This window comes from Moorena sp. SIO3E8 (assembly GCF_010692445.1).
GTDB classification, from domain to species: Bacteria; Cyanobacteriota; Cyanobacteriia; order Cyanobacteriales; family Coleofasciculaceae; genus Moorena; species Moorena bouillonii.
Map to the genome: position 1 here is coordinate 1 of NZ_JAAHHM010000119.1, position 19,484 is coordinate 19,484.

Sequence of the window (19,484 nt, forward strand, 5' to 3'; positions counted from 1 at the left end):
TCAAAAAATATCACCGCTACCGTACGTTTACTTACCCTCAAATGAAAGAAGGGTGCCTAGAAGGCAATCTGATCAGCCTCCCAAAAATAGGTAAGGTCAAGGTTGTACTACATCGCCCTATTCCTGACGGATTCAAAATTAAAACTTCATCTATTACCAAGAAATGTGATGGCTACTACTTGGTTCTGTCTCTAGAAGACAAAACAGTGCCTGAATTTAAGCCTGATATCAACCCTAATTCAATAGTTGGGATTGACGTTGGCCTTAAGGAGTTTTTAACCACTTCGGAAGCAGAAACCATTGATATTCCCCAGTATTATCGAAAAGCCCAAAAAAGATTAAAAGTTATTCAAAAACGGGTATCTCGACGGAAAAAAGGAAGTAACAATAGACTGAAAGCTATCAAACAACTTGGAAAGCAACACAAGAAGGTCGCCGATAAGCGAAAAGATTTTCACTTTAAAACAGCCAATTATTTGCTGTCAAAATATGATGTAGTCGCTCACGAAAAGTTAAATGTTAAGGGACTGGCTAAATCCCGATTGGCTAAATCTGTATTGGACGCTGGGTGGTCTAGCTTTCTGACAATCCTGGCAAGCAAAGCCTTAAATGCTGGCTTGTTGGCGATTTCGGTAAGTGCTCAGAATACTTCACAGAATTGCTCCAATTGCGGCAAAAAAGTTTCCAAAAAGCTGCATGTCCGTTGGCACGATTGTCCTCACTGCGGTTGTAGTTTGGACAGAGACCACAATGCAGCAATAAATATAAAAAATAGAGCGGAAGGGCAGTCCGTTCTTAAAGCCCAGCGCCTCCTAAGGGATGCCCGGATTGGCTGGGAAGCCTACACCGAACCTGAAAGGTCGGTGTAGGAGCTGTCACTACATCCAGCTGGTAAGTTCTGTTTGGCTTCTGTAATAAATTGATTCAACGCCTTTAGTAGAGTAACCGTGTGGGGATTAATTTTCTGTCGAATCTGTTGACGCAATGTTGGTACAGCTCTTAAATTAGCCGTTAGCTTGCCATACTGAGAAATTTTTGCTTCTGCACTTAGTCCATCAAATGCTAATTCAGTCAAAGCCAAATCTTTTAACTCTTGCCAGCGGCTTTCGAGCCAGTTCAGCAACGGCTTGGGATTAGCACTATCCTTGAGGTCTTCGAGTAAATGGCGAGTACAGGCCAGCAGAATATCGGTATATTGAGTATCTTCGGAGTCCACATCTTCTTCATCTGCGGCAAAATACACCACATAGAAGTTATTTTGTTCCAAATATTGCTTCAATCGGAACAATTCCGTAGATTTTCCTGCCCCCCGATGACCTCCATATAAATGATAGGTCTCTCGCTTAGAAAGCAACATCTCTTTCCCTAAATCCACCTGGATCTCTCCATCCCCCCGCACTTCCCGACAATCGACATAAACCGGGTCTCCTGCGGGTAACGGTTGGGAGGGGTCAAAGGCATTGTAGAGGTTTTCCAGTAAATCAGTCATAGAGGGAAGGGAATAGGGAATAGGGAATAGGGAATAGGGAATAGGGAGTAGGGAGTAGGGAGTAGGGAGTAGGGAGCAGGGAGAAGTGATAAGATTTGACGCTTTCAGTACTGAAATTGATTGTTATCACGTCCGTTATTAAGTTTTTTTGTACTCGTGCGAGATCTTTAGTATCAGTAGTAGTTTAACTGGACAGAGTTCAAAGATGGTGTAATCGGATGACAACGCTAGGTGGCTGGATCGCTTTTATCATACTGTTTGCCTCAATTCTTCTCCCCGATTCCGGATTCCCGATTCCCGATTCCCCACAACTCCTACGAAGTGTAATCCCTAAACATCAGGAATTCAGAGCAATCGAGCTGTATTAAGTTTTAGATTCACAAAAAACTCACTATGATGAAACCAGTTAAATCAATGAATGAACTAGTAGAACGGGTATCTAAAGATCCAGAACTTGCGGAAGAAATCAAGAGAGACCCAGTGGAAACTATCCGTAGACTTGGTCCACCTCTAGAAACAGACCGTTGGATTTACCGGATTGTGGTCACTGCTTTGGGCGGTACCATGCTGGTAACTGTTACAGGTGCAATCGGACTAGCTGTGGCGGGTAAGGATGTTCCTGATATCCTGGTGGGGATTGGGACTGGTTCTTTGGGTTCCTTGGCTGGATTGTTAGCACCAGCCCCATCCCGAGACTAGAGCCCTAAGTGGGTCAGTGTTGAGTGCTGCGGAGCGAGCACGAGGGTTATGCTGGATTTCGTCAGCTTGTGCTACAGTTGGCTTTTTAGTTAGCACTCGCAATAGTGAGCAATTATTTGACAAATATCGGAATTGGTGCTTAACAATCCGGTCTTCCAAATTTAGGGGGAACATAAGATGCGTTCGCGTAGCGTGGCCATTCGCGTAGCGTGGCCCAAAGGCCAAGGCCAATCGCGTAGCGTGGCCATTCGCGTAGCGTGGCCCAAAGGCCAAGGCCAATCGCATTCTCTAACTCAGTGGTTGTCTGAATATGAGGGACTTTGGTTGGTAGTAGAATTTAGCTAGCAGTGTTAAAGTCAGGAGAATGTTGAGCATGTTCGAGCATTCATGGACAATTTTAGCTTTTCTTGTAGGAACAGGGATCAGCCTTCTCCTGTGGCGTTGGCAACAACGCCAGCTAGCTTTGAGCTCGATATATGCTCTGCCATCACCCAAGGGGAAATGGCTTACAGGTAACGCCATTGAACTTCTTGCCGCTGCAAAACAAGGAACCTATTCTCTGACAATCTTTCGATGGATGCAGCAATACGGCTCCATGATTTTGCTACGGATCTTCACCAGACCGATGGTGATAGTGGCAAAGCCCCAACTGATTGAAAGCATTTTGACAGAGGGGCAAACTCAGGGGATATTTACTCGCAGTCCATCCTTTTATCACGCCTACAAAGATGTGTTTGGCGTACATCTCGGAAACCAGGTTGGTGAAGCCTGGAAGTGGCGTCGCCAAACCGCAGCACCAGCTTTCCGAGCCAGTCAATTCACTCAAAAGTTCGATCTCATCCGTGAGGGGTGTCAGCAAGTCATCACACAACTTCAAAGCTCGGCTCAAACAGGCAAAGAGGTTCAAGTTGATCCCTTATTTGTGGACTTGACCATGAATATCATTGCCTACTTTTTCCTAGGTGTTACCTTTGATAAAACCTCAAACTTTCCAGGGGAACCCCCCTTCGATGCCAAGCGCCTGTATGCAGCTCTTGCAGTCCTCGAAAAACATGTACTTTTGCAGACCGCAGGTCGCAGTCGATGGTTTAAGTTTCTCCCTACCTCAGAAGGCCGAGAATACCGACAGGCTCAAGATTATTTACAACAGAATTTAAAAGCTCGGGTCGCGATGGCGTTGCAAGTGGCCAGGGCTTCTGAGGCCCAATCCCCATCAGTCAGTTCGTCATTTCGGGATTCGATGTTGGTTCAATTTGCTAAAAACCCCCAGCATGACCAAGACTCCCTGATGGCCGAGACCCGAGCCTTGATCTTTGCAGGTCATGACACTACGGCTCATACCATGTCCTTTGCAGTCGGCGAATTGGGGCTTAATCCTGGAGTCTTTCAGGCCGCACAACAGGTTGTGGATGAAGCCTGGGAGAAGGAAGGGGAGCTAAATCTTTCTACTTTGAAACATTTAGACTATATAGAAGCTGTGGTCAAGGAAACATTACGACTCCATCCAGTGGCCACCGGAATCCCCCTAGTCACGACCCAAGAGACAGAATTGGATGGGGTCAAGATGCCAAAAAATGTAGGCGTCGAACCTTTTTTCTGGGCTGCGGGACAGGATCCTGAGATGTTTCCAAAACCGGAAGAATTTCGTCCAGAACGATGGCTGCAAAAGGAAAGTGACCAACAGCCACTCCCCCTCCTGTTTGGATTTTCCCGAGGATCTCATTTTTGTTTAGGCGCATCTCTAGCACTTTTAGAAGCAACGGTGATGTTGTCTTTACTCCTCCGTCATTTTAACTGGGAACTCGTAAATGGCCGAGATTCTCTAGAAGATGTTAATCAGTATTTGACAGTATTTCCCCGCGATCGCATGCCGATTCGTTTTGTTTCGAGAACTAAATCCATAGCTTAGACTTGTTAGTCTTGAATGCTCAGCTCTAGTCGCTCTGCGAATCTGAGTTTAGCAGAGCGAGCACGAGGATTATGCTGGATTTCTTCAGCTTCTGCTACAGTTGGCTTTTTGGTTACCACTCGCAATAGTGAGCAATTCGTTGACAACTCCCGGAATTTGTGCTTAACAATCCGGTCTTCCAAGCTGTGAAAACTGATAATTCCAAGTCTTCCTCCTGGTTTCAGCCAATGGGGGGCAATGTCGAGAAAGGTTTCGAGGCTCTCAAGTTCCTGGTTGACCACAATCCGTAGGGCTTGAAACACCCGAGTCGCTGGGTGAATTCTGCCATAGCGGTATTTAGGGGGAACACAAGATGCGATCGCATTGGCTAATTCAGTGGTTGTCTGAAACGGACGCTTCTCTACAATCCGGCGTGCCATCCGCCGGGATAACCGTTCTTCCCCATACTTATAAAAAACATCCGCTAGCCGTACTTCACTCCAATTATTAATAATATCCTTTGCCGTCAGAGACTGGCTCTGGTCCATCCGCATATCTAACTGAGCAGCATGGCGAAAACTAAAGCCTCGCTCTGGTAAATCTAGCTGAGCTGAACTGACGCCTAAATCCGCGATAATACCATCAAATACCCTATCATTAGCCTGATATTCTGCAAAATTTCCATGCCAGAAGTGAAGTCGTCCGCCATAACTGGCTAACCTGGTCTTGGCGGCTGCGATCGCATTAGCATCCCGGTCAATAGCTGTAACCTCCACATCCGGTGCTGCTGCTAAAATTAACTTAGTGTGTCCACCACCACCCACAGTTGCATCCAAGTAATGACCACCAGGGCAGATAGCTAGTCCCTCAATTAATTCCTGACTCAATACGGACACATGGAAAAAGGGTGTTGTATTGGCCTGTAATGGTTCAGTTTCCATGTGATTCAAGAAATCCTAAGTAAGTCCTGAGGAGATTAGACCTTCTGCTGTTAATCAGACCAGATTGTCCGGGCACTCTATAACTGTAACCTATTAACTGTAACCTCTCTAGTTGTAAACAGTCACAAGTCTTACTCAGCACTATAGTGAAAGGAGGTTTTCGTAAAAACTATAGCCTTGATCATACTTATGAGCTATATTGACTCAATTTAGAATTGCTATAGTAGCTAAAGACTAATCATAAAACTACCCCTGTGGGTACTGTCAAGCCATTACAGAAGCATCAGACTAGATTTGTCAGTCAAGCAGTAAATTTGCAGTCAACTAAGGAAAATCTGATGAATTCCAAAGAACAAAAATCTAAAGACTTTGAGCTTCGAGAACGAGAACTACAGCAACGGGAGCGAGACCTTCGACTCCGGGAAATCGAAACGGAAATTTATAAAGAAGAACAACAATTTCATCAAACCCAGAAGCATCAAAAAACTGAAGGTAAACTAAAAAAGTGGGGCAGAAAGCTAGCTAGATTTGGAAAATTCTTGGCCGTTGTCATTGCTGTTGTTATAACCATTAGAATTGCTTATTGGCTTGCTATCGTCATGATCGTTGGAGGACTTGCCTGGTTAGGATACGAAATTTTCTGGAAAGATGATGATTGAATAAACAAAACAAAAGGCAATAAGGTAAAAATTATAAATTACCAGTAAAGACATAATAAATTCACATTAAATAATTAAAGGGTGCCATGATAAATAGTTGGTTAATCATATATAAACCCTAACTATATTAGGAAACTTTAATAACACAAAAAACTACATTTTTTTCCTACTAATCCCTAATCCCTGTTCCCTGTTCCCTACTCCCTACTCCCTACTCCCTACTCCCTACTCCCTACTCCCTACTCCCTACTCCCTGTTCCCTACTCCCTACTCCCTGTTCCCTGTTCCCTGTTCCCTGTTCCCTATTCCCTATTCCCTGTTCCCTTTAAAACCATTAATTAGCTAATACCAAACTAAAGATGAGTACTAAAATGGAAACCACAAATTTTCTCCATGATCTCGATCGCGTTGCCAGAGTTCGTGCTGAAATCGCCACTAATTTAAATCAAATCAAGAACACTCTTGAGCAATCGGAATCCGCAGGGGAGAATAATTCCGGTAAATTAGGCTTAGATAGAGATATTGAAGATATCTATAAAGTCAGTAAAAATTTACAGCAGGGGCGATTCCGACTACTAGTTTTAGGGGATATGAAGCGGGGAAAAAGTACATTTCTCAATGCTTTAATTGGTGAGAACTTACTGCCCAGTGATGTCAATCCTTGTACAGCTTTGCTGACGGTTTTACGCTATGGTGCTCAAAAGAAAGTTACAGTGTACTTTAATGATGAGACACTACCCGAAGAAATTGATTTAGAAAATTTTAAGCAGCGCTATACCATCGACCCAGACCAAGCGAAGCGACTAGAACAAGAGCAAAAGCTAGCTTTTCCTAATGTTAGTCATGCCGTGGTGGAGTATCCCTTACCGTTGCTAGAAAAAGGGATTGAAATTGTAGATAGTCCAGGACTAAATGATACGGAAGCACGCAATCAGTTATCCCTCAGTTACATTAATAATTGTCACGCTATCCTGTTTGTACTCAAAGCAACTCAGCCCTGTACTCTAGAAGAACGTCGTTATATCGAAAATTATCTTAAAGGTCGGGGATTAACAGTTTTCTTTTTAATTAATGCTTGGGATGAGATTCGTAAGGGATTGATTGACCCAGAAGACTCGGAAGAACTAGCAGCAGCTGAGGAAAAACTCCGTCAAGTCTTCCAAGCTAACCTGATGGATTATTTTCAGGTAGAGGCACAGACTTATGAGAAACGAGTCTTTGAAATTTCTTCATTGATGGCATTGCGTCGGCGGGTTAAAAATTCCGAGGATTCTCTTGAAGGAACGGGATTTCCTGAATTGATGGCAGCACTTAATTCATTTTTAACCAAAGAACGTGCGATCGCAGAAATGCGCCAAGCTAAAATCCTAGCTCAGCAAGTCTATAACCATGTCCATGAAGCAATTGAACGGCGGATTCCATTGTTGGATCAGGATGTTAATCAGTTGAAACAGCAGATTAACGAAGTCGCACCGGAATTTGAGAAACTGACCGAAATTCGTGATCAATTTCAGGAAGAAATCCGAATTACCCGTAACCGTACAGCAAAAGCTGTAGCTAATTCCTTTCGGGACTATATTTTGAATTTAGGTAATACCTTTGAATCAGACTTTGTCCGCTATCAGCCAGATTTAGGCTTTCTGGATTTCCTGCGACAGGGGAAACGGGATGAGTTTAATGCAGCATTTAAGCGAGCCTTTGAACGGTACATGAACGAAAAGATTTCGGATTGGGAAGTCACCGCTGAGCAAAAAATAAGTCAAGCCTTTTTAGAACTAGCTAGGAGTGCCGCTAATTATGGTGCAATCTATGGTAAGATAGCCGATACCATGACTGAAAAGTTAATTGGTAAAAAAGTTTACCCCAATACCACTATGGATTCAGCAGAAACTTCACCAACCTGGGCCAGTTGGGCGATGGGATTTTTATCCTTGGCTTCAGGTAATGTTGCTGGTGTGTTTCTAGCTGGTGCTGGGTTTGATTGGACAAATATTCTGGTCAATTGGTTTGCGGTCTTGGGAATTAGTGGCTTTTTATTGATTTTTACAACAACATTTATAGGACCAATAGGTGTGGCTCTGATGGGTCTAGGGGTTGGCGCTTTCCAAGCCGATCAAGCTCGCAAGGAATTAATTCAAGCTACTAAGAAAGAGTTGGTAAACTATTTGCCTCAGTTGGCTGAGGAGCAATGGCAACCAATTCATGATGCGGTCAACGAGTGTTTTGATGATTATGAACGGCAGGTGATTAAACGATTAAATGATGACATTAAATCCCGGAAGGATGAGTTGGATAATTTGGTAGAGCAAAAAGAGTCTAATCAAGTCAATCGCGAGACTGAGTTAAAGCGTCTGAGAAGTTTGGATGCTGAGGTTTTGTCTAAAGTTAATGGTATTGAATCCGTTTATGGCTACTTGCTAGCAGCTCCAATGTAACGATTCAAGCGCACCGAGGGAGTAGGAGCATATCACCTTTATAATTAGGTATATAGATCCCCCCTAACCCCCCTTAAAAAAGGGGGGAATTAGAGTCAAAAGTCCCCCTTATTAAGGGGGATTTAGGGGGATCTAAATCAGGGATTAAAAAAACTTACATGCTCCCCTAGGGAGTAGGGAGTAGAGAGTGTTGAAACCATTAATTAGCTAAACTAAAAGTATAGCATTTCTAAATAGATAATGAAGCTAATTTAGCATAACACCAAAAACTCCTCCGATATCTTGAGTACTATTCCCTATTCCCTATTCCCTGTTCCCTGTTCCCTTTGTCTATCAACCCTATCTTTACATCTCCAATAGAAATACTATAGCGTTTGTATTTGAGATGTAAACCTAGAAGGTCTTTTTTTATTGTCCAATAAAACTCCGGATATCTTGCCCCTATTGCCTATTGCCTATTGCCTATTGCCTTTTTTTACAATACGTGTGTTAACAACCTAAATACAAACGCTATATAACTATGAGTGCTAAAATCGAAACCACAAATTTTCTCAATGATCTCGATCGAGTTGCCACGGTGCGTGGTGAAATAGCTGGTTACTTGAGTCACATCAGTGCCATACTGGAACAATCGGAATCCGCAGGGGAGAATAATTCCGGTAAATTAGGTTTGGATAGAGATATTGAAGATATTTCTAAAGCTAGTAAAAATTTATACCAGGGGCGATTCCGACTACTAGTATTAGGGGATATGAAGCGGGGAAAAAGTACATTTCTCAATGCTTTAATTGGTGAGAATTTACTCCCCAGTGATGTCAATCCTTGTACAGCGTTGCTGACAGTTTTACGCTATGGTGCTCAAAAGAAGGTGACAGTGTACTTTAATGATGACACAGCACCAGAAGAAATTGATTTTAAATCCTTTAAGCATCGCTATACCATCGACCCAGCTGAAGCAAAGCGACTGGAACAACAGAAGAAGCTAGCGTTTCCGAATGTTAGTCATGCCGTGGTGGAGTATCCCTTACCATTGCTAGAAAAAGGGATTGAAATTGTAGATAGTCCAGGACTGAATGATACGGAAGCGCGCAATGAGTTATCCCTCGGTTACATTAATAATTGTCACGCTATCCTGTTTGTGCTCAGAGCAACTCAACCCTGTACTTTAGGGGAACGTCGTTATCTAGAAAATTATCTAAAAGACCGGGGATTAACGGTTTTCTTTCTAATTAATGCTTGGGACCAGATTCGGGAAAGTTTGATTGACCCCGATGATACAGAAGAATTACAAGAAGCTGAAGATAGACTGCGGCGAGTATTTCAGGCTAACTTGGCAGACTATTGTCAGGTAGATGGCTATGATATCTATGATGAACGAGTGTTTGAAATTTCAGCAATTAATGCCCTGCGCAAGCGAGTTAAAAATCCAGATGTGTCTCTTGATGGCACAGGGTTTCCAGAGTTTATGGGAGCACTCAATACATTTTTAACTAAGGAACGAGCCATTTCTGAATTACGACAAGCGAGAACCTTAGCCCGTCAAGGCAGTAACCATGTTCATGAAGCTATTGAACGTCGCATCCCCTTGCTAGAGCAAGATTTAAATGAATTGAAGGAACGGATTAATTCCGTTGAACCAGAATTTAATAAACTCAAGGATATTGGTGAGCAATTCAAGGATGAAATTAAAACGGTTCGTGATAATAAAGCGAAAGCGATCGCAGATTCCTTTCGTACCTATGTTTTCAATTTAGGCAATACCTTTGAGTCGGATTTTTTACACTATCAACCTGAACTCCGATTTATGGATTTCTTGAGTACAGGCAAACGAGAAGCCTTTGAATCCGAGTTGAGACAGGCATTTGAACGGTATATTAATGATAAATTGTCAGAGTGGAGTAAGACGGCTGAAAAAGAGATGGATGCTGCCTTTGAACAGCTATCTCACAGTGCGGTAACCTACGGTGCTTCCTATACTAAAGTAACGGATAAAATTAATCAAAAGTTAACCGGACAAACCGTAAGACCTGTCAGCAGCTACACCACAGAAGATAACGCTCCCGCTTGGGCAAAATGGGCAGCAGGATTATTTTCCTTAGCTAGGGGTAATATAGCAGGAGTTGCCATGGCTGGAGCTGGTTTCGATTGGAAAAATATTGTGCTGAATTTCATCACAGTTATGGCAATTGGTGGCATCATTAGCTCTATTCCTGGGATTTTTCTCGGACCAGTGCATCTAGCCTTGTTAGGATTAGGAGTTGGAGTCGTGCAAGCCGATCAAGCTCGTAAGGAATTGGTGAAAGCAGCTAGAAAAGAGTTGGTGAAATATTTGCCTGAGGTAGCACAAGAGCAATGGCAACCAATTTATGATGCTATCAAAGAATGTTTTGATGTGTATGAGCAGGAAGTAACTGAGCGGATGGATGATGATATTAAAGCTCGCAAAGCGGAATTAGATAATTTAATGAAACAAAAAGAATCTCATGAAATTAATCGGGAGCAAGAATTAGCTCGCTTGAAACAGTTAGAGGCTGATGTAGCCTCCCAAGCCCAGAAGGTTGAGACCGCTTATCAGAATTTTGTGAATGCGATCGCTTAACCTTCTAGTAAGCATTCAGCTATCAGCGGTCAGCGGTCAGCCGTCAGTGGTCAGTGGTCAGCCGTTGGCCTTTGGCATTTCAAGTAGCGCTAATCGCTGTTCGCTTACAATGCGATCGCTTAACGTGATACTATCGATTACCCAAGAGTAATAATTAGTCTTGGGTAATCGATAATAGAAGCAAAAACCATAACAACTACTATCCTATATTTAGTGCAGTATTTAGCATCTTGATTTACGGAAGAGCTGAACCGCTATATAATTAATATTGTATACTTATATAGTAATCCTTGCCCAGTGGCAGTTGAACAACCAGACAAAGAATTCGAGGATTGGGCTAAACAATGTAAACTTGGTAATCTCAACTCACCTATAACTGGCCAGCTTTACAAAAATCGCTCTCTCACTGTCCAAGAGTATATTGCTAGATTCCGAAGAGCTAATATTAACCAAGTTCTTCCTGACGAAGCAAAAACCATGACAGTTGAAGAAGCTCTTAAAGCTGGAAGAGTAGCAGGGATAAACATTCGCAAGCTACTGACAGATAACAGAGAAAAATTTAAGAAATGAGGTAACCTGATGACTTTGAGAACTGATCCAAAGGATGATATTACCGAAACTCTTAGGCAAATGATTGGGGATATCATCCCAACAGCCTATGAAACCAATCGTGCTGAAGCCTGTCTATCTACTTTATCTTTCCAAAGCATAAATTATCCAGAAAGACACATTTGGATTGACACAGATGGTGATGGAATAGCAATTGATTTAGAAGACTGGCAGGATGAAAGGGAATGGGATAACGCTGTTGCTCGCATTACAGTCGAGGCTACAGCAGAAGTCGTAGATATCGTCAAAACCTGGCTTTCTGGAGAGAAATTGGACAACTATTCTAATCTTAATAAAGACTATAAAAGAGTTAATAAAATAGCCACTATCTCCAATTAATAAGCATGATCAAATGCGCAAAGCATGAATTACCTGCCGTTTCAATTCCACAAATTCCAACGTTAGCTTTGTATCCAGAGTACGAACAGCCGGTAAGTCAATCATAATCGTATCCCGGATACAACCGGGATGAGCTCCCATCACATAGATACCCTGGGATAAGAACACCGCTTCTTCTACATCATGGGTAATCATCAAAACAGTAATATGGGTCTTCTCCCAAAGTCGAAGGAAGAATTCCTGCAATTCCTCCTTAGTTTGGGCATCTAAGGCTCCAAAGGGCTCATCCATCAACAGCACTTCCGGTTCATTAGCCAACGCTCGTGCGATCGCAACCCGTTGTTTCATCCCCCCTGACAGCTGTTTGGGGTAGGCATTAGCAAAGCGGCTTAGACCGATTACATCCAAATAGTAAGCAATCCGTTCTTGGGATTCCCCCTTAGGCAATCGTTGTAACCTCAGACCAAAGCCGATATTATCAGCAATGGTTAGCCAGGGAAATAGGGTATAGTTCTGAAAGACCATGCCCCGATCCCGACCAGGACCTAAAACCACCTCACCATCTACCTTTACATGTCCTTTAGAAGGAGGAATTAGTCCAGCGATAATGTTGAGCAAGGTTGATTTGCCGCAGCCAGACGGTCCAACTATACAGACAAATTCATTGGCTTCAAGATCGAGATTGATATCCTTTAGCACTACCAATTCTTCCCGTCGGTGGCGAAAACTTTTGGAAATATCACACACCTGTAGCTTAGGCAAATTGTGATTATTGGTCATTTTTAAAGGGTGCATCTCATCTAGTACTTTTTAATTGGGTAAGGTACAAATTATTGTATTTTAGGGAGCAGGGAGCAGGGAGCAGGGAGCAGGGAGCAGGGAGCAGGGAGCAGGGAGCAGGGAGCAGGTAAGAGGGAAAAAATCCTCTGTACCTGATAGTTATGAAAAACCCTCTAAACCTTAAACTTATTAAAACTTGGCCAATAGGACACGCTACGCGAACAACATTCAACATTCAACATTCAACATTCAACATTCAACATTCAAGCTGATTCAACCTTATTAAACCGGCAACGTTTAACGTGCAACAAATTGCTCCGACCAAGGAACAGTTAAGCGGAAAAGTAACCTAAACGCAAAATCCAGCATCAACCCAATCAATCCAATCACTAAAATACAAAAGAGCACTTTATCGGTCTCTAGGAATCGTTGAAAATAGATAATCTTGAAACCCAAACCATTTTCAGCAGCAATTAATTCTGCAATCACCAGAAAATTCCAGGCACCAGCAACATTAACCCGCATCGTATCAATAATATTTGGTAGAGTTGCTGGTAGAATCACTCGAAATAATACATCAACCCGATTCGCCCCCAAGGTGTAAGCTACATTCAGCATTTCATCAGGGATAAACTTGACAGCATCAGCAATCATTATCGCGTTGTAGAACACTATTCCCAAGAAAATAATTATGATCTTTGCGGTTTCCCCTAACCCTGCCCACAGAACAATTAGAGGCATAAACGCTGCCACTGGCATATAGCGTACAATACCGACAATCGTACCAAACAGGCTCTCCATGCTGTAAAATGTCCCCATGGCAATGCCAATGGGAATACCAACCACTGCCGCAAACAGAAAACCAACTAGCACACGGGTAAAACTGGCGATAATATCAGTCAGTAACTCCTCTTCTGTCAACATCTTCCAGCCAGCTTTCAGGACAACCATCGGACTTGGCAAGAATCTTGGGTCTACTAATTCTTGATAGCTTAGGAAGATCCAAACTAGCAGGGGTACGACTAAAGCAATGATGGTGAGCAGGACACTGAGCCAGCCAGGAAAGCCCTGACGGATACTCCAAAATACAGATGGTCGTAGATAACGTTTGCGGGGAGAAGATAGAGGTTGTGGCACAGGGGTCTTAACTGACAGCAGATTTACTTAATGTTTCTCTAAAATGTTTCTAAAGCGGCTTTAACAAATTTGGGTTCCAGGAATTGCTCCATATCAGGAATAGTATCAATCTTGCCTTGCTTTGCCAAAAACCTCGCCACATCCATCAAGGGCTCCAGTAAGTAGGAATCACTCTGCTTATTTCCTAGCATCTCCAGATTGGCACGAGCGTCTGGGAGACTAATCCCTTTTAGATCAGCAGCTAGGGCATCCGGCTCAATTTTCAACTCCTTAGCTGCGATCGCTAACCCTTCCGATGGATGTTGATTGAGAAAGGCTAGTCCTTTGAAAACCCCTTTGACAAAGGCTTCCAGCGCCTCTGGGTTGGCTTCGATATACTCAGTGGCAAACAGATAAACATCCGTAATCGCTGTTGGTATTTGGGACGAGTCATAGATAATGCGTCCATCAGGTTGAGCCAAGTTAGCCTGTTTTAGGAATGGTGCATAGGTAACAGCAATGTCCACATTCCCCACCTGGTAAGCTGCTGCTGCTCCCGCTGGATCCACATTCACCAAGGTAACATCAGCTTCACTCAACCCAACTGCTGTGAGTACTTTTAGTAGAAAGAAATGGCTAACTGCCCCTTTTTCAACCGCAATCTTCTTGCCCTTAAAGTCCTTAATGCTACTAATACTGTTGCGGGCTAAGATGCCATCCCCACCAACGGAGTTATCCTCTACCAAAACGATGCGATAGTCTTTGCCCTTAGTTGCCAATAAGACTGCTTCAGAGGTTACAGGAGCAATAGCATCCAGTTTTCCTGCTAAAAAGGCAGAGATATAATCCGGATTATACCCAAAGGTTTTCAGGTCAACCCTTAGCCCCATTTCTTCAAAGAAGCCTTTTTTGAGCGCAATCAAAAGAGGAGTCAAACCAATCCAAGTGGTCACCCCTAGAGAGAAAGACATCGATGGGCTAGGCTTAGAATCACCCAAGTCATTGTCAGAAGATGCTTGCTGTAAGGGAGTACATGCCTCCAGGATAAGGGTGCTGGATGCGAAGATTAGCCATTGCAGAGTTTGACGCCTTGACCACAACTTTAGTCTTTGTAGAACCATATCATCTTCCGTTATATCCGTTACATGGGTTAACCCATCCGTTTCCAGTTAACTTTTCCCTGAAGACGGTATATAAAATAACATTTTGTTAGTTTTTTGGGGTGATGGGTTGCACCCCTCATTATTTGTGCTATATTTAGATCAGTAGATGCACCCTGATGATTAAGAGAGCCGCAGTAGTGACTCTCTTCTTTTTTTTTAGGCTTAGAGGGGAAGAGTGGGAAGAAGCAGACCAGAGGAAAGAAATTTGGTGTGTGCCTTACCAGAATTTGGGTAGGGCTATGCATTGGCTTAAGTTGACTATTACTAGTCAACAGTTAACAGTCAAAAGTAAATAGTCAACACTTTGAGTAATTTCTGCTAGATCTTAATTGACTACAAGCTCAAAAAAATCCCCAAAAATACGGTTTTAGCAACTAGAGATGATCCAGGAAGATAAAGCAGGGGACTTTTAAACCTTCTCAAACTACCATCCGATTTGATTCGTCAAATAAATTTTTCCTGTTAGCATCATGCTCGTGCAGGCAAAATTCCTGTCCTAAGGTTTACAACTATAGCAAGTTTTATCAAGGTATTTACAAGTACTTTAGGTTAGTAAGTTAGTCTAAAAAATCTGATTAAAAATATATTAAACTTATTATCTATACCTAAAAAACTTTAAAAAAAGTAACGTAATTTTAACAAAAATTAACTATTTAAAATTAACAGTATAAACTAAGTAACTTAACTATGATGAATACTGAACAAAACCATGCTCCTATAATCCTGGTCGCAGATGATGATATCCCAACCCGGACAATGCTGTGTAAACTTATGGAAAATGAGGGATATAACGTCGAAGATGTAGGAGATGGCGAGCAGTGTCTGGCAGCTTATACTGAGCTAAAACCGGATATAGTATTGCTGGATGCTATGATGCCAGTGATGGATGGGTTTATGTGTTGCTCCCAAATGCAAAAGCTACTTAAAAATGAATCAACACCAGTATTAATGATTACTGGACTTAATGACCAAGCTTCCGTTGATTGGGCATTTCAAGTCGGAGCAACGGATTATATAACTAAACCCATCCAACCATCAGTGCTAAGGCAGCGTGTCCGTCGTCTGATCGAAGCTAATCGAGCCGAAAAAACCTTACGGGAGAGGGAGAAACAATATCGTTCTGTCGTAGAAAGTGTTAAAGAAGTGTTTTTTCAAATCGATGCCACTGGACACTGGATATTTCTCAATTCCGCCTGGACTACTTTCACTGGCTTTACTGTAGAAGAAAGTCTAGGTAAAAATTGTCTAAAATTTATTGATCCTGATGATCAGGAACGTTATCAACAATTTTGGGAGTCTCTAGTCAACGGTGAAAAGGATTCCTTTAAACATGAAATAAGATATGTTACCAAAACAGGGAAGTGCAGCTGGGGGGAGATTAATATTCAGTCAAGCTTGATAATTGATGGTGTAGTTACCGGTTTTTCTGGTATGCTACAAGACACCACTGAACTTAGAAAAGCTCAAGCTTTAGAAAAAGAGAAAATAAAATTGGAAGCGGATATCCAAGAACGAGAACGTCGCTCAGAAATCATTCGCAAATCTCTAGAGCAGGAAAAAGAACTGAGTGAACTTAAATCTCGGGTTATTAGTACGATATCTCATGAGTTTCGTACTCCACTGACGATGATTCAATCCTCTACTGAATTACTAGCTAAGTACAGTGAGAAACTGTCAGACGATAAAAAACTGAAACATTTTAAACAAATTGGATGGGCGGTTGAACACATGAACCAACTCCTGAGCAATGTGATATTCCTAGATAAAACTGAATCAGGGGAACTTGATTGTCATCCTGAATACTTGAATCTAGAGAAACTATGCAAAAAAATTATTACTAATTTACAGGTTACTTTAACTAGTGACTATAAAATTAATTTTTCTAATCATAGTAATTCTAGTCAAGTTAATTTAGATGAACAGCTAGTTGGACAAATTTTGACTAATATACTATCTAATGCAGTTAAATATTCTCCCCAAGGAGGCATCATTAAATTTGACGTATTTTGTCAGCCAGAAGAAGCTATTTTAACTATTCGGGATTCAGGGATTGGTATTCCAGCAAAAGAAAAGCAACGAGTATTTGACTCTTTCTATCGAGCCACTAATGTTGGTGCTATAAAAGGAACAGGATTAGGTTTGGCTATTGCTAAAAAATGTGTTGAATTGCATCGGGGTAAGATTAACCTGGACAGCGAAGTTGGCGTGGGAACAAAGTTTCAAGTAGTCTTACCATATTTGGAGTAATTATTGTAGCAGTTTTTAATTGGGTGAGATTGTTTAGTAAGGGGAACAGGGAACAGGGAACAGGGAATAGGGAATAGGGAGTCGGGAGTCGGGAGTCGGGAGTCGGGAGTCGGGAGTCGGGAGTCGGGGTTGCGGAAAATGAACAAAATTACAACAATCCCCGACTTGTGAACAAGCCGGGAAAGCATAGTATACCAATCCTAAATGAATTGTGAGAATTTTTGTTCTCTTTTCCCTACTCCCGTCTTGATGCAGTCGCTCATGGGGGAAACCACGGCAATAGCGAGTGGGGGAGACCCCCAAGACCGCACTGGCTCCCCAAGACCGCGCTGCATCGCTACTCCCTACTCCCTGTTCCCTGTTCCCTTTGGTATAGGTATTGGCATTTGGATGGGGAAAATCGTCCTCGCTTCAGCTCGGGTGAAATATGGGGCTAAACAGGTCTTGCCCTTGAAAAAAATCCCTCAACCATGAGGGTTGTAGCTGACGGGTTTACCTGCTGAAGTCCGTCATTTTTTTTTATCGGGCTTTCAGCAGGTATGAGGACTTAGGATTTGACAAATTGACGGTAATGTGATTAGCGCTCAAATTGTTGCAACAATCTTATGGGAGATTGAGTAGGAACGGGAATGTAGGGTTTGAGATGAGGTTTATGAGGTTTGATATGAGGTTTATGAGGTTTTATATGAACTTTATGAGGTTTGAGATGAGTAGTATGAGGTTTGAGATAAGTAGTATGAGGTTTTATATGAGCTTTTATATGAGCTTTTATGAGGTTTGAGATAAGTAGTATGAGGTTTGAGATAAGTAGTATGAGGTTTTATATGAGCTTTTATATGAGCTTTTATATGAGTTTTATGAGATTCAAAACTGTGAAAAATCCTAAGATAGTTATCTGTAGGGGAACCAAAGAATGTAATCACTTCTTTTTTCCTACAATCCCTTTGTAAACAGTCAATCTCACAGGAGTTAGTTATGGCAACTTTTAAATCTGTTTCTGGTGATGACCACGAGCATATCTACGGTGGTGTTGATCAAAACGGCAAAATGTGGGGTGAAGGCTTCACTGTTACAAAAGGTGATCCAGGGTGTTACACAATAACATTTAATCCTGATAAACAATTTCGCGAAAAGCCTGGAGTAGTCGCTTCAGTTTATGTGGATGAGAATAATACATATAGCGTGCCTAACCTGTCTGTTTCAGTATCTAATGTTTCAGTGTCTAGTTTTGACTGCTACACTACTAATGAAGACGGGGATTTAAAACGTGCTCCTTTCACCTTTATTGCTTTTGGTGAAAAAAAGAAGTAAACTGACTAGGAGAAATAGCGGTTATAGCCCTTGTTTAGCAAGGGATACAGCAGAGGAATAAAAAAAAAGATAGGTCAAATATAGTAACTCTGACCTATCTACCAAAAATGATAGCTAAAACATACCAGGAAATTATACAAAATCAGCTGTATCACAGCAGGTATTTGTTGGTGACCTTAGTCGTTGCGAGCCTAAAACTACTCAGACAGGTCAAACTATAAGTGTTAGAGGTTGTCTGAGAAGTCTCATTTGCTACATCCAAGCCCCCGTGGGTCCCCCAATTCTGGGGGACTTTTACAAGCAAATTGACTCTTGTTCCCCCCAAAGTTGGGGGGTTAGGGGGGCAAAATTCAGTATAAAAAACTTTTCAGATATCCTCTTAGCTCAAGCGCTACCGTTGCCTATTTTGTTTGAGAGTAGTCCCCCTGTCATAGCATGAATAGCAAGTGTACAGAAACTTACTCTGAGGCTGAAACTCAATCACTGTAAGCGTCTCAAAATCGTTTTTTTAAAACGATCACGCTTATCAATTTAACTAATGGTTAATTTGTACAGTAATTGGAAGGTTTCAAGGGTTTGACAGGTCTAATTCTCAGAGGGTTTAATTGGTACGCTGATTTTATTTCTCTTCCATAGCGATTGATCTTCATAGAAATGATCCAAGGATGTGATTTGAAGAATCACATCCTTGAATCATTTTTATAGAATTAGTCGTTAAAACAACGAGAATCCAGGCGTTGCGTCAGTCAAGTAATGAATAGGAGATTAGTGGGCATCCTCCCCGCGCGAACATAAGCAGGAAACTGGCAAGATGCCAGTGTCTTGATGCAGTCGCTCATGGGGGGAACCCCCAAGACCGCGCTGCATCGCTTCCACGCAAGATGCCCATTCTACAGGTGCGACCCGTGGCGAATTTAATTCGCCAAGGTCAAGGGCACCTAAAAACTCTTAAAATCATGCCATTATTCAGCAACGCCGAAAATCAGGGCAAGCCCGTCTTATCACGCACCCTACGCCACATTTACTTATAGCGTTTCTAGAATTTATGAGGTACGCTTTTCAACCTCAAAGTCCCCCTTGATAAGCTATCCATTAGGCAAAAGTAGTCGAAACAGTGATAGAGACTAGGATTTAGGCAAGGATTGGGAGAGGAGTGGTGAGAGCCATTATTAAACTAACAGGGATTTCCCAAGACTGCGGTCGCAAAAT

The 19,484-nt window shown here is 42.2% G+C and carries 22 protein-coding genes and 1 pseudogene; 14 read left to right on the top strand and 9 right to left on the bottom strand.

From position 1 onward, the window contains the following. Positions 1-869, top strand: an 869-nt coding sequence (locus F6K46_RS30705; protein WP_293064869.1) for a transposase, incomplete at its 5' end; no start/stop codon positions are given. Here F6K46_RS30705 and F6K46_RS30710 read toward each other — a convergent pair. Further along, positions 842-1,489, bottom strand: coding sequence for an AAA family ATPase (locus F6K46_RS30710; RefSeq protein ID WP_293064871.1), 648 nt, complete (start codon positions 1,487-1,489; stop codon positions 842-844). The two genes, F6K46_RS30705 and F6K46_RS30710, sit on opposite strands and share 28 nt — an antisense overlap. After that, the gene (locus tag F6K46_RS30715) at positions 1,482-1,619 is read right to left on the bottom strand and encodes a hypothetical protein (RefSeq protein ID WP_293064874.1); all 138 of its coding nucleotides are present in this window, start codon (positions 1,617-1,619) and stop codon (positions 1,482-1,484) included. The genes F6K46_RS30710 and F6K46_RS30715 overlap by 8 nt, the downstream gene beginning before the upstream one ends. A gap of 88 nt (positions 1,620-1,707) precedes the next feature. On the opposite strand from F6K46_RS30715, the gene F6K46_RS30720 reads away from it, so the two are divergent. Together F6K46_RS30720 and F6K46_RS30725 are read left to right on the top strand one after the other, a co-directional pair. Next, positions 1,708-1,857 carry a hypothetical protein gene (locus F6K46_RS30720; protein ID WP_293064877.1) on the top strand — a complete coding sequence of 50 codons (150 nt, stop codon included), beginning with the start codon at positions 1,708-1,710 and terminating at the stop codon, positions 1,855-1,857. 25 nt (positions 1,858-1,882) lie between these two features. Further along, complete coding sequence (locus F6K46_RS30725) at positions 1,883-2,188, top strand: hypothetical protein (RefSeq protein ID WP_131827025.1); 306 nt, start codon at positions 1,883-1,885, stop codon at positions 2,186-2,188. Here the strand turns inward: F6K46_RS30725 and mraW are convergent. Then, positions 2,162-2,350: pseudogene (mraW, locus tag F6K46_RS30730) on the bottom strand (16S rRNA (cytosine(1402)-N(4))-methyltransferase); the annotation flags it as partial. The gene F6K46_RS30725 and the pseudogene mraW sit on opposite strands and share 27 nt — an antisense overlap. 211 nt (positions 2,351-2,561) lie before the next feature. Between mraW and F6K46_RS30735 the strand changes: the two are divergent. Beyond that, positions 2,562-4,097 carry a cytochrome P450 gene (locus F6K46_RS30735; RefSeq protein WP_293064886.1) on the top strand — a complete coding sequence of 512 codons (1,536 nt, stop codon included), beginning with the start codon at positions 2,562-2,564 and terminating at the stop codon, positions 4,095-4,097. Positions 4,098-4,102: 5 nt separating this feature from the next. Here the strand turns inward: F6K46_RS30735 and rsmH are convergent, their stop codons facing one another. Beyond that, on the bottom strand, positions 4,103-5,017 hold the full coding sequence (gene rsmH, locus F6K46_RS30740; protein WP_293064889.1) for a 16S rRNA (cytosine(1402)-N(4))-methyltransferase RsmH: 915 nt from the start codon (positions 5,015-5,017) through the stop codon (positions 4,103-4,105). Positions 5,018-5,355: 338 nt separating this feature from the next. Here rsmH and F6K46_RS30745 point away from each other — a divergent pair, with 338 nt between their 5' ends. The 6 genes from F6K46_RS30745 to F6K46_RS30770 all read left to right on the top strand — a co-directional run bounded on the left by F6K46_RS30745 (position 5,356) and on the right by F6K46_RS30770 (position 11,658). After that, the gene (locus tag F6K46_RS30745; RefSeq protein WP_293064890.1) at positions 5,356-5,676 is read left to right on the top strand and encodes a hypothetical protein; all 321 of its coding nucleotides are present in this window, start codon (positions 5,356-5,358) and stop codon (positions 5,674-5,676) included. A gap of 359 nt (positions 5,677-6,035) precedes the next feature. After that, positions 6,036-8,111, top strand: a complete 2,076-nt coding sequence (locus F6K46_RS30750; RefSeq protein ID WP_293064892.1) for a dynamin family protein — start codon at positions 6,036-6,038, stop codon at positions 8,109-8,111. A 520-nt stretch (positions 8,112-8,631) separates the two neighbouring features. Continuing rightward, the gene (locus F6K46_RS30755; RefSeq protein ID WP_293064893.1) at positions 8,632-10,710 is read left to right on the top strand and encodes a dynamin family protein; all 2,079 of its coding nucleotides are present in this window, start codon (positions 8,632-8,634) and stop codon (positions 10,708-10,710) included. Beyond that, positions 10,697-10,861, top strand: coding sequence for a hypothetical protein (locus F6K46_RS30760; protein WP_293064895.1), 165 nt, complete (start codon positions 10,697-10,699; stop codon positions 10,859-10,861). Before F6K46_RS30755 ends, F6K46_RS30760 begins: the two co-directional genes overlap by 14 nt. A 146-nt stretch (positions 10,862-11,007) precedes the next feature. Beyond that, on the top strand, positions 11,008-11,280 hold the full coding sequence (locus F6K46_RS30765; RefSeq protein WP_293064897.1) for a hypothetical protein: 273 nt from the start codon (positions 11,008-11,010) through the stop codon (positions 11,278-11,280). Positions 11,281-11,289: 9 nt separating this feature from the next. Beyond that, entirely contained in the window at positions 11,290-11,658 is a 369-nt protein-coding gene (locus F6K46_RS30770; RefSeq protein ID WP_293064900.1) for a hypothetical protein, read from the top strand. A 9-nt stretch (positions 11,659-11,667) separates the two neighbouring features. Here the strand turns inward: F6K46_RS30770 and F6K46_RS30775 are convergent, their stop codons facing one another. From F6K46_RS30775 to F6K46_RS30790, 4 genes are all read right to left on the bottom strand, one after another. Continuing rightward, positions 11,668-12,438: an ABC transporter ATP-binding protein gene (locus tag F6K46_RS30775; protein ID WP_293064903.1), complete on the bottom strand. Its 771-nt coding sequence runs from the start codon at positions 12,436-12,438 to the stop codon at positions 11,668-11,670. Positions 12,439-12,454: 16 nt separating this feature from the next. Then, a complete protein-coding gene (locus F6K46_RS30780) occupies positions 12,455-12,673 on the bottom strand; it encodes a hypothetical protein (protein ID WP_293064906.1) in 219 nt (72 codons plus the stop codon). Positions 12,674-12,735: 62 nt separating this feature from the next. Beyond that, positions 12,736-13,575, bottom strand: coding sequence for an ABC transporter permease (locus F6K46_RS30785; protein WP_293064908.1), 840 nt, complete (start codon positions 13,573-13,575; stop codon positions 12,736-12,738). A gap of 38 nt (positions 13,576-13,613) precedes the next feature. After that, complete coding sequence (locus F6K46_RS30790) at positions 13,614-14,675, bottom strand: ABC transporter substrate-binding protein (RefSeq protein WP_293064911.1); 1,062 nt, start codon at positions 14,673-14,675, stop codon at positions 13,614-13,616. 729 nt (positions 14,676-15,404) lie between these two features. Here F6K46_RS30790 and F6K46_RS30795 point away from each other — a divergent pair. Next, a complete protein-coding gene (locus F6K46_RS30795; RefSeq protein ID WP_293064914.1) occupies positions 15,405-16,964 on the top strand; it encodes an ATP-binding protein in 1,560 nt (519 codons plus the stop codon). Here the strand turns inward: F6K46_RS30795 and F6K46_RS30800 are convergent. Further along, positions 16,937-17,152: a hypothetical protein gene (locus F6K46_RS30800; protein ID WP_293064917.1), complete on the bottom strand. Its 216-nt coding sequence runs from the start codon at positions 17,150-17,152 to the stop codon at positions 16,937-16,939. The genes F6K46_RS30795 and F6K46_RS30800 overlap by 28 nt on opposite strands. A 61-nt stretch (positions 17,153-17,213) precedes the next feature. On the opposite strand from F6K46_RS30800, the gene F6K46_RS30805 reads away from it, so the two are divergent. From F6K46_RS30805 to F6K46_RS30815, 3 genes are all read left to right on the top strand, one after another. Then, positions 17,214-17,438 (top strand): hypothetical protein, encoded by a 225-nt coding sequence (locus F6K46_RS30805; protein ID WP_293064920.1) that lies wholly within the window; start codon positions 17,214-17,216, stop codon positions 17,436-17,438. A 501-nt stretch (positions 17,439-17,939) separates the two neighbouring features. After that, positions 17,940-18,275, top strand: a complete 336-nt coding sequence (locus F6K46_RS30810; RefSeq protein ID WP_075899602.1) for a hypothetical protein — start codon at positions 17,940-17,942, stop codon at positions 18,273-18,275. A gap of 881 nt (positions 18,276-19,156) precedes the next feature. Further along, positions 19,157-19,306, top strand: coding sequence for a hypothetical protein (locus F6K46_RS30815; RefSeq protein WP_158069577.1), 150 nt, complete (start codon positions 19,157-19,159; stop codon positions 19,304-19,306). Positions 19,307-19,484: the final 178 nt, after the last annotated feature.

Excerpts from the sequence above, each read along its gene's own strand:
- F6K46_RS30760 (WP_293064895.1), top strand. The coding sequence starts at position 10,697 with ATGCGATCGCTTAACCTTCTAGTAAGCATTCAGCTATCAGCGGTCAGC.
- F6K46_RS30800 (WP_293064917.1), bottom strand. The coding sequence starts at position 17,152 with ATGCTTTCCCGGCTTGTTCACAAGTCGGGGATTGTTGTAATTTTGTTC.
- F6K46_RS30815 (WP_158069577.1), top strand. The coding sequence starts at position 19,157 with ATGCCCATTCTACAGGTGCGACCCGTGGCGAATTTAATTCGCCAAGGT.
- F6K46_RS30710 (WP_293064871.1), bottom strand. The coding sequence starts at position 1,489 with ATGACTGATTTACTGGAAAACCTCTACAATGCCTTTGACCCCTCCCAA.
- F6K46_RS30790 (WP_293064911.1), bottom strand. The coding sequence starts at position 14,675 with ATGGTTCTACAAAGACTAAAGTTGTGGTCAAGGCGTCAAACTCTGCAA.
- F6K46_RS30720 (WP_293064877.1), top strand. The coding sequence starts at position 1,708 with ATGACAACGCTAGGTGGCTGGATCGCTTTTATCATACTGTTTGCCTCA.
- F6K46_RS30725 (WP_131827025.1), top strand. The coding sequence starts at position 1,883 with ATGATGAAACCAGTTAAATCAATGAATGAACTAGTAGAACGGGTATCT.
- F6K46_RS30780 (WP_293064906.1), bottom strand. The coding sequence starts at position 12,673 with ATGTTGAATGTTGTTCGCGTAGCGTGTCCTATTGGCCAAGTTTTAATA.
- F6K46_RS30795 (WP_293064914.1), top strand. The coding sequence starts at position 15,405 with ATGATGAATACTGAACAAAACCATGCTCCTATAATCCTGGTCGCAGAT.
- F6K46_RS30805 (WP_293064920.1), top strand. The coding sequence starts at position 17,214 with ATGCAGTCGCTCATGGGGGAAACCACGGCAATAGCGAGTGGGGGAGAC.
- F6K46_RS30745 (WP_293064890.1), top strand. The coding sequence starts at position 5,356 with ATGAATTCCAAAGAACAAAAATCTAAAGACTTTGAGCTTCGAGAACGA.
- F6K46_RS30775 (WP_293064903.1), bottom strand. The coding sequence starts at position 12,438 with ATGACCAATAATCACAATTTGCCTAAGCTACAGGTGTGTGATATTTCC.
- F6K46_RS30735 (WP_293064886.1), top strand. The coding sequence starts at position 2,562 with ATGTTCGAGCATTCATGGACAATTTTAGCTTTTCTTGTAGGAACAGGG.
- F6K46_RS30755 (WP_293064893.1), top strand. The coding sequence starts at position 8,632 with ATGAGTGCTAAAATCGAAACCACAAATTTTCTCAATGATCTCGATCGA.
- F6K46_RS30770 (WP_293064900.1), top strand. The coding sequence starts at position 11,290 with ATGACTTTGAGAACTGATCCAAAGGATGATATTACCGAAACTCTTAGG.
- F6K46_RS30810 (WP_075899602.1), top strand. The coding sequence starts at position 17,940 with ATGGCAACTTTTAAATCTGTTTCTGGTGATGACCACGAGCATATCTAC.
- rsmH (WP_293064889.1), bottom strand. The coding sequence starts at position 5,017 with ATGGAAACTGAACCATTACAGGCCAATACAACACCCTTTTTCCATGTG.
- F6K46_RS30750 (WP_293064892.1), top strand. The coding sequence starts at position 6,036 with ATGAGTACTAAAATGGAAACCACAAATTTTCTCCATGATCTCGATCGC.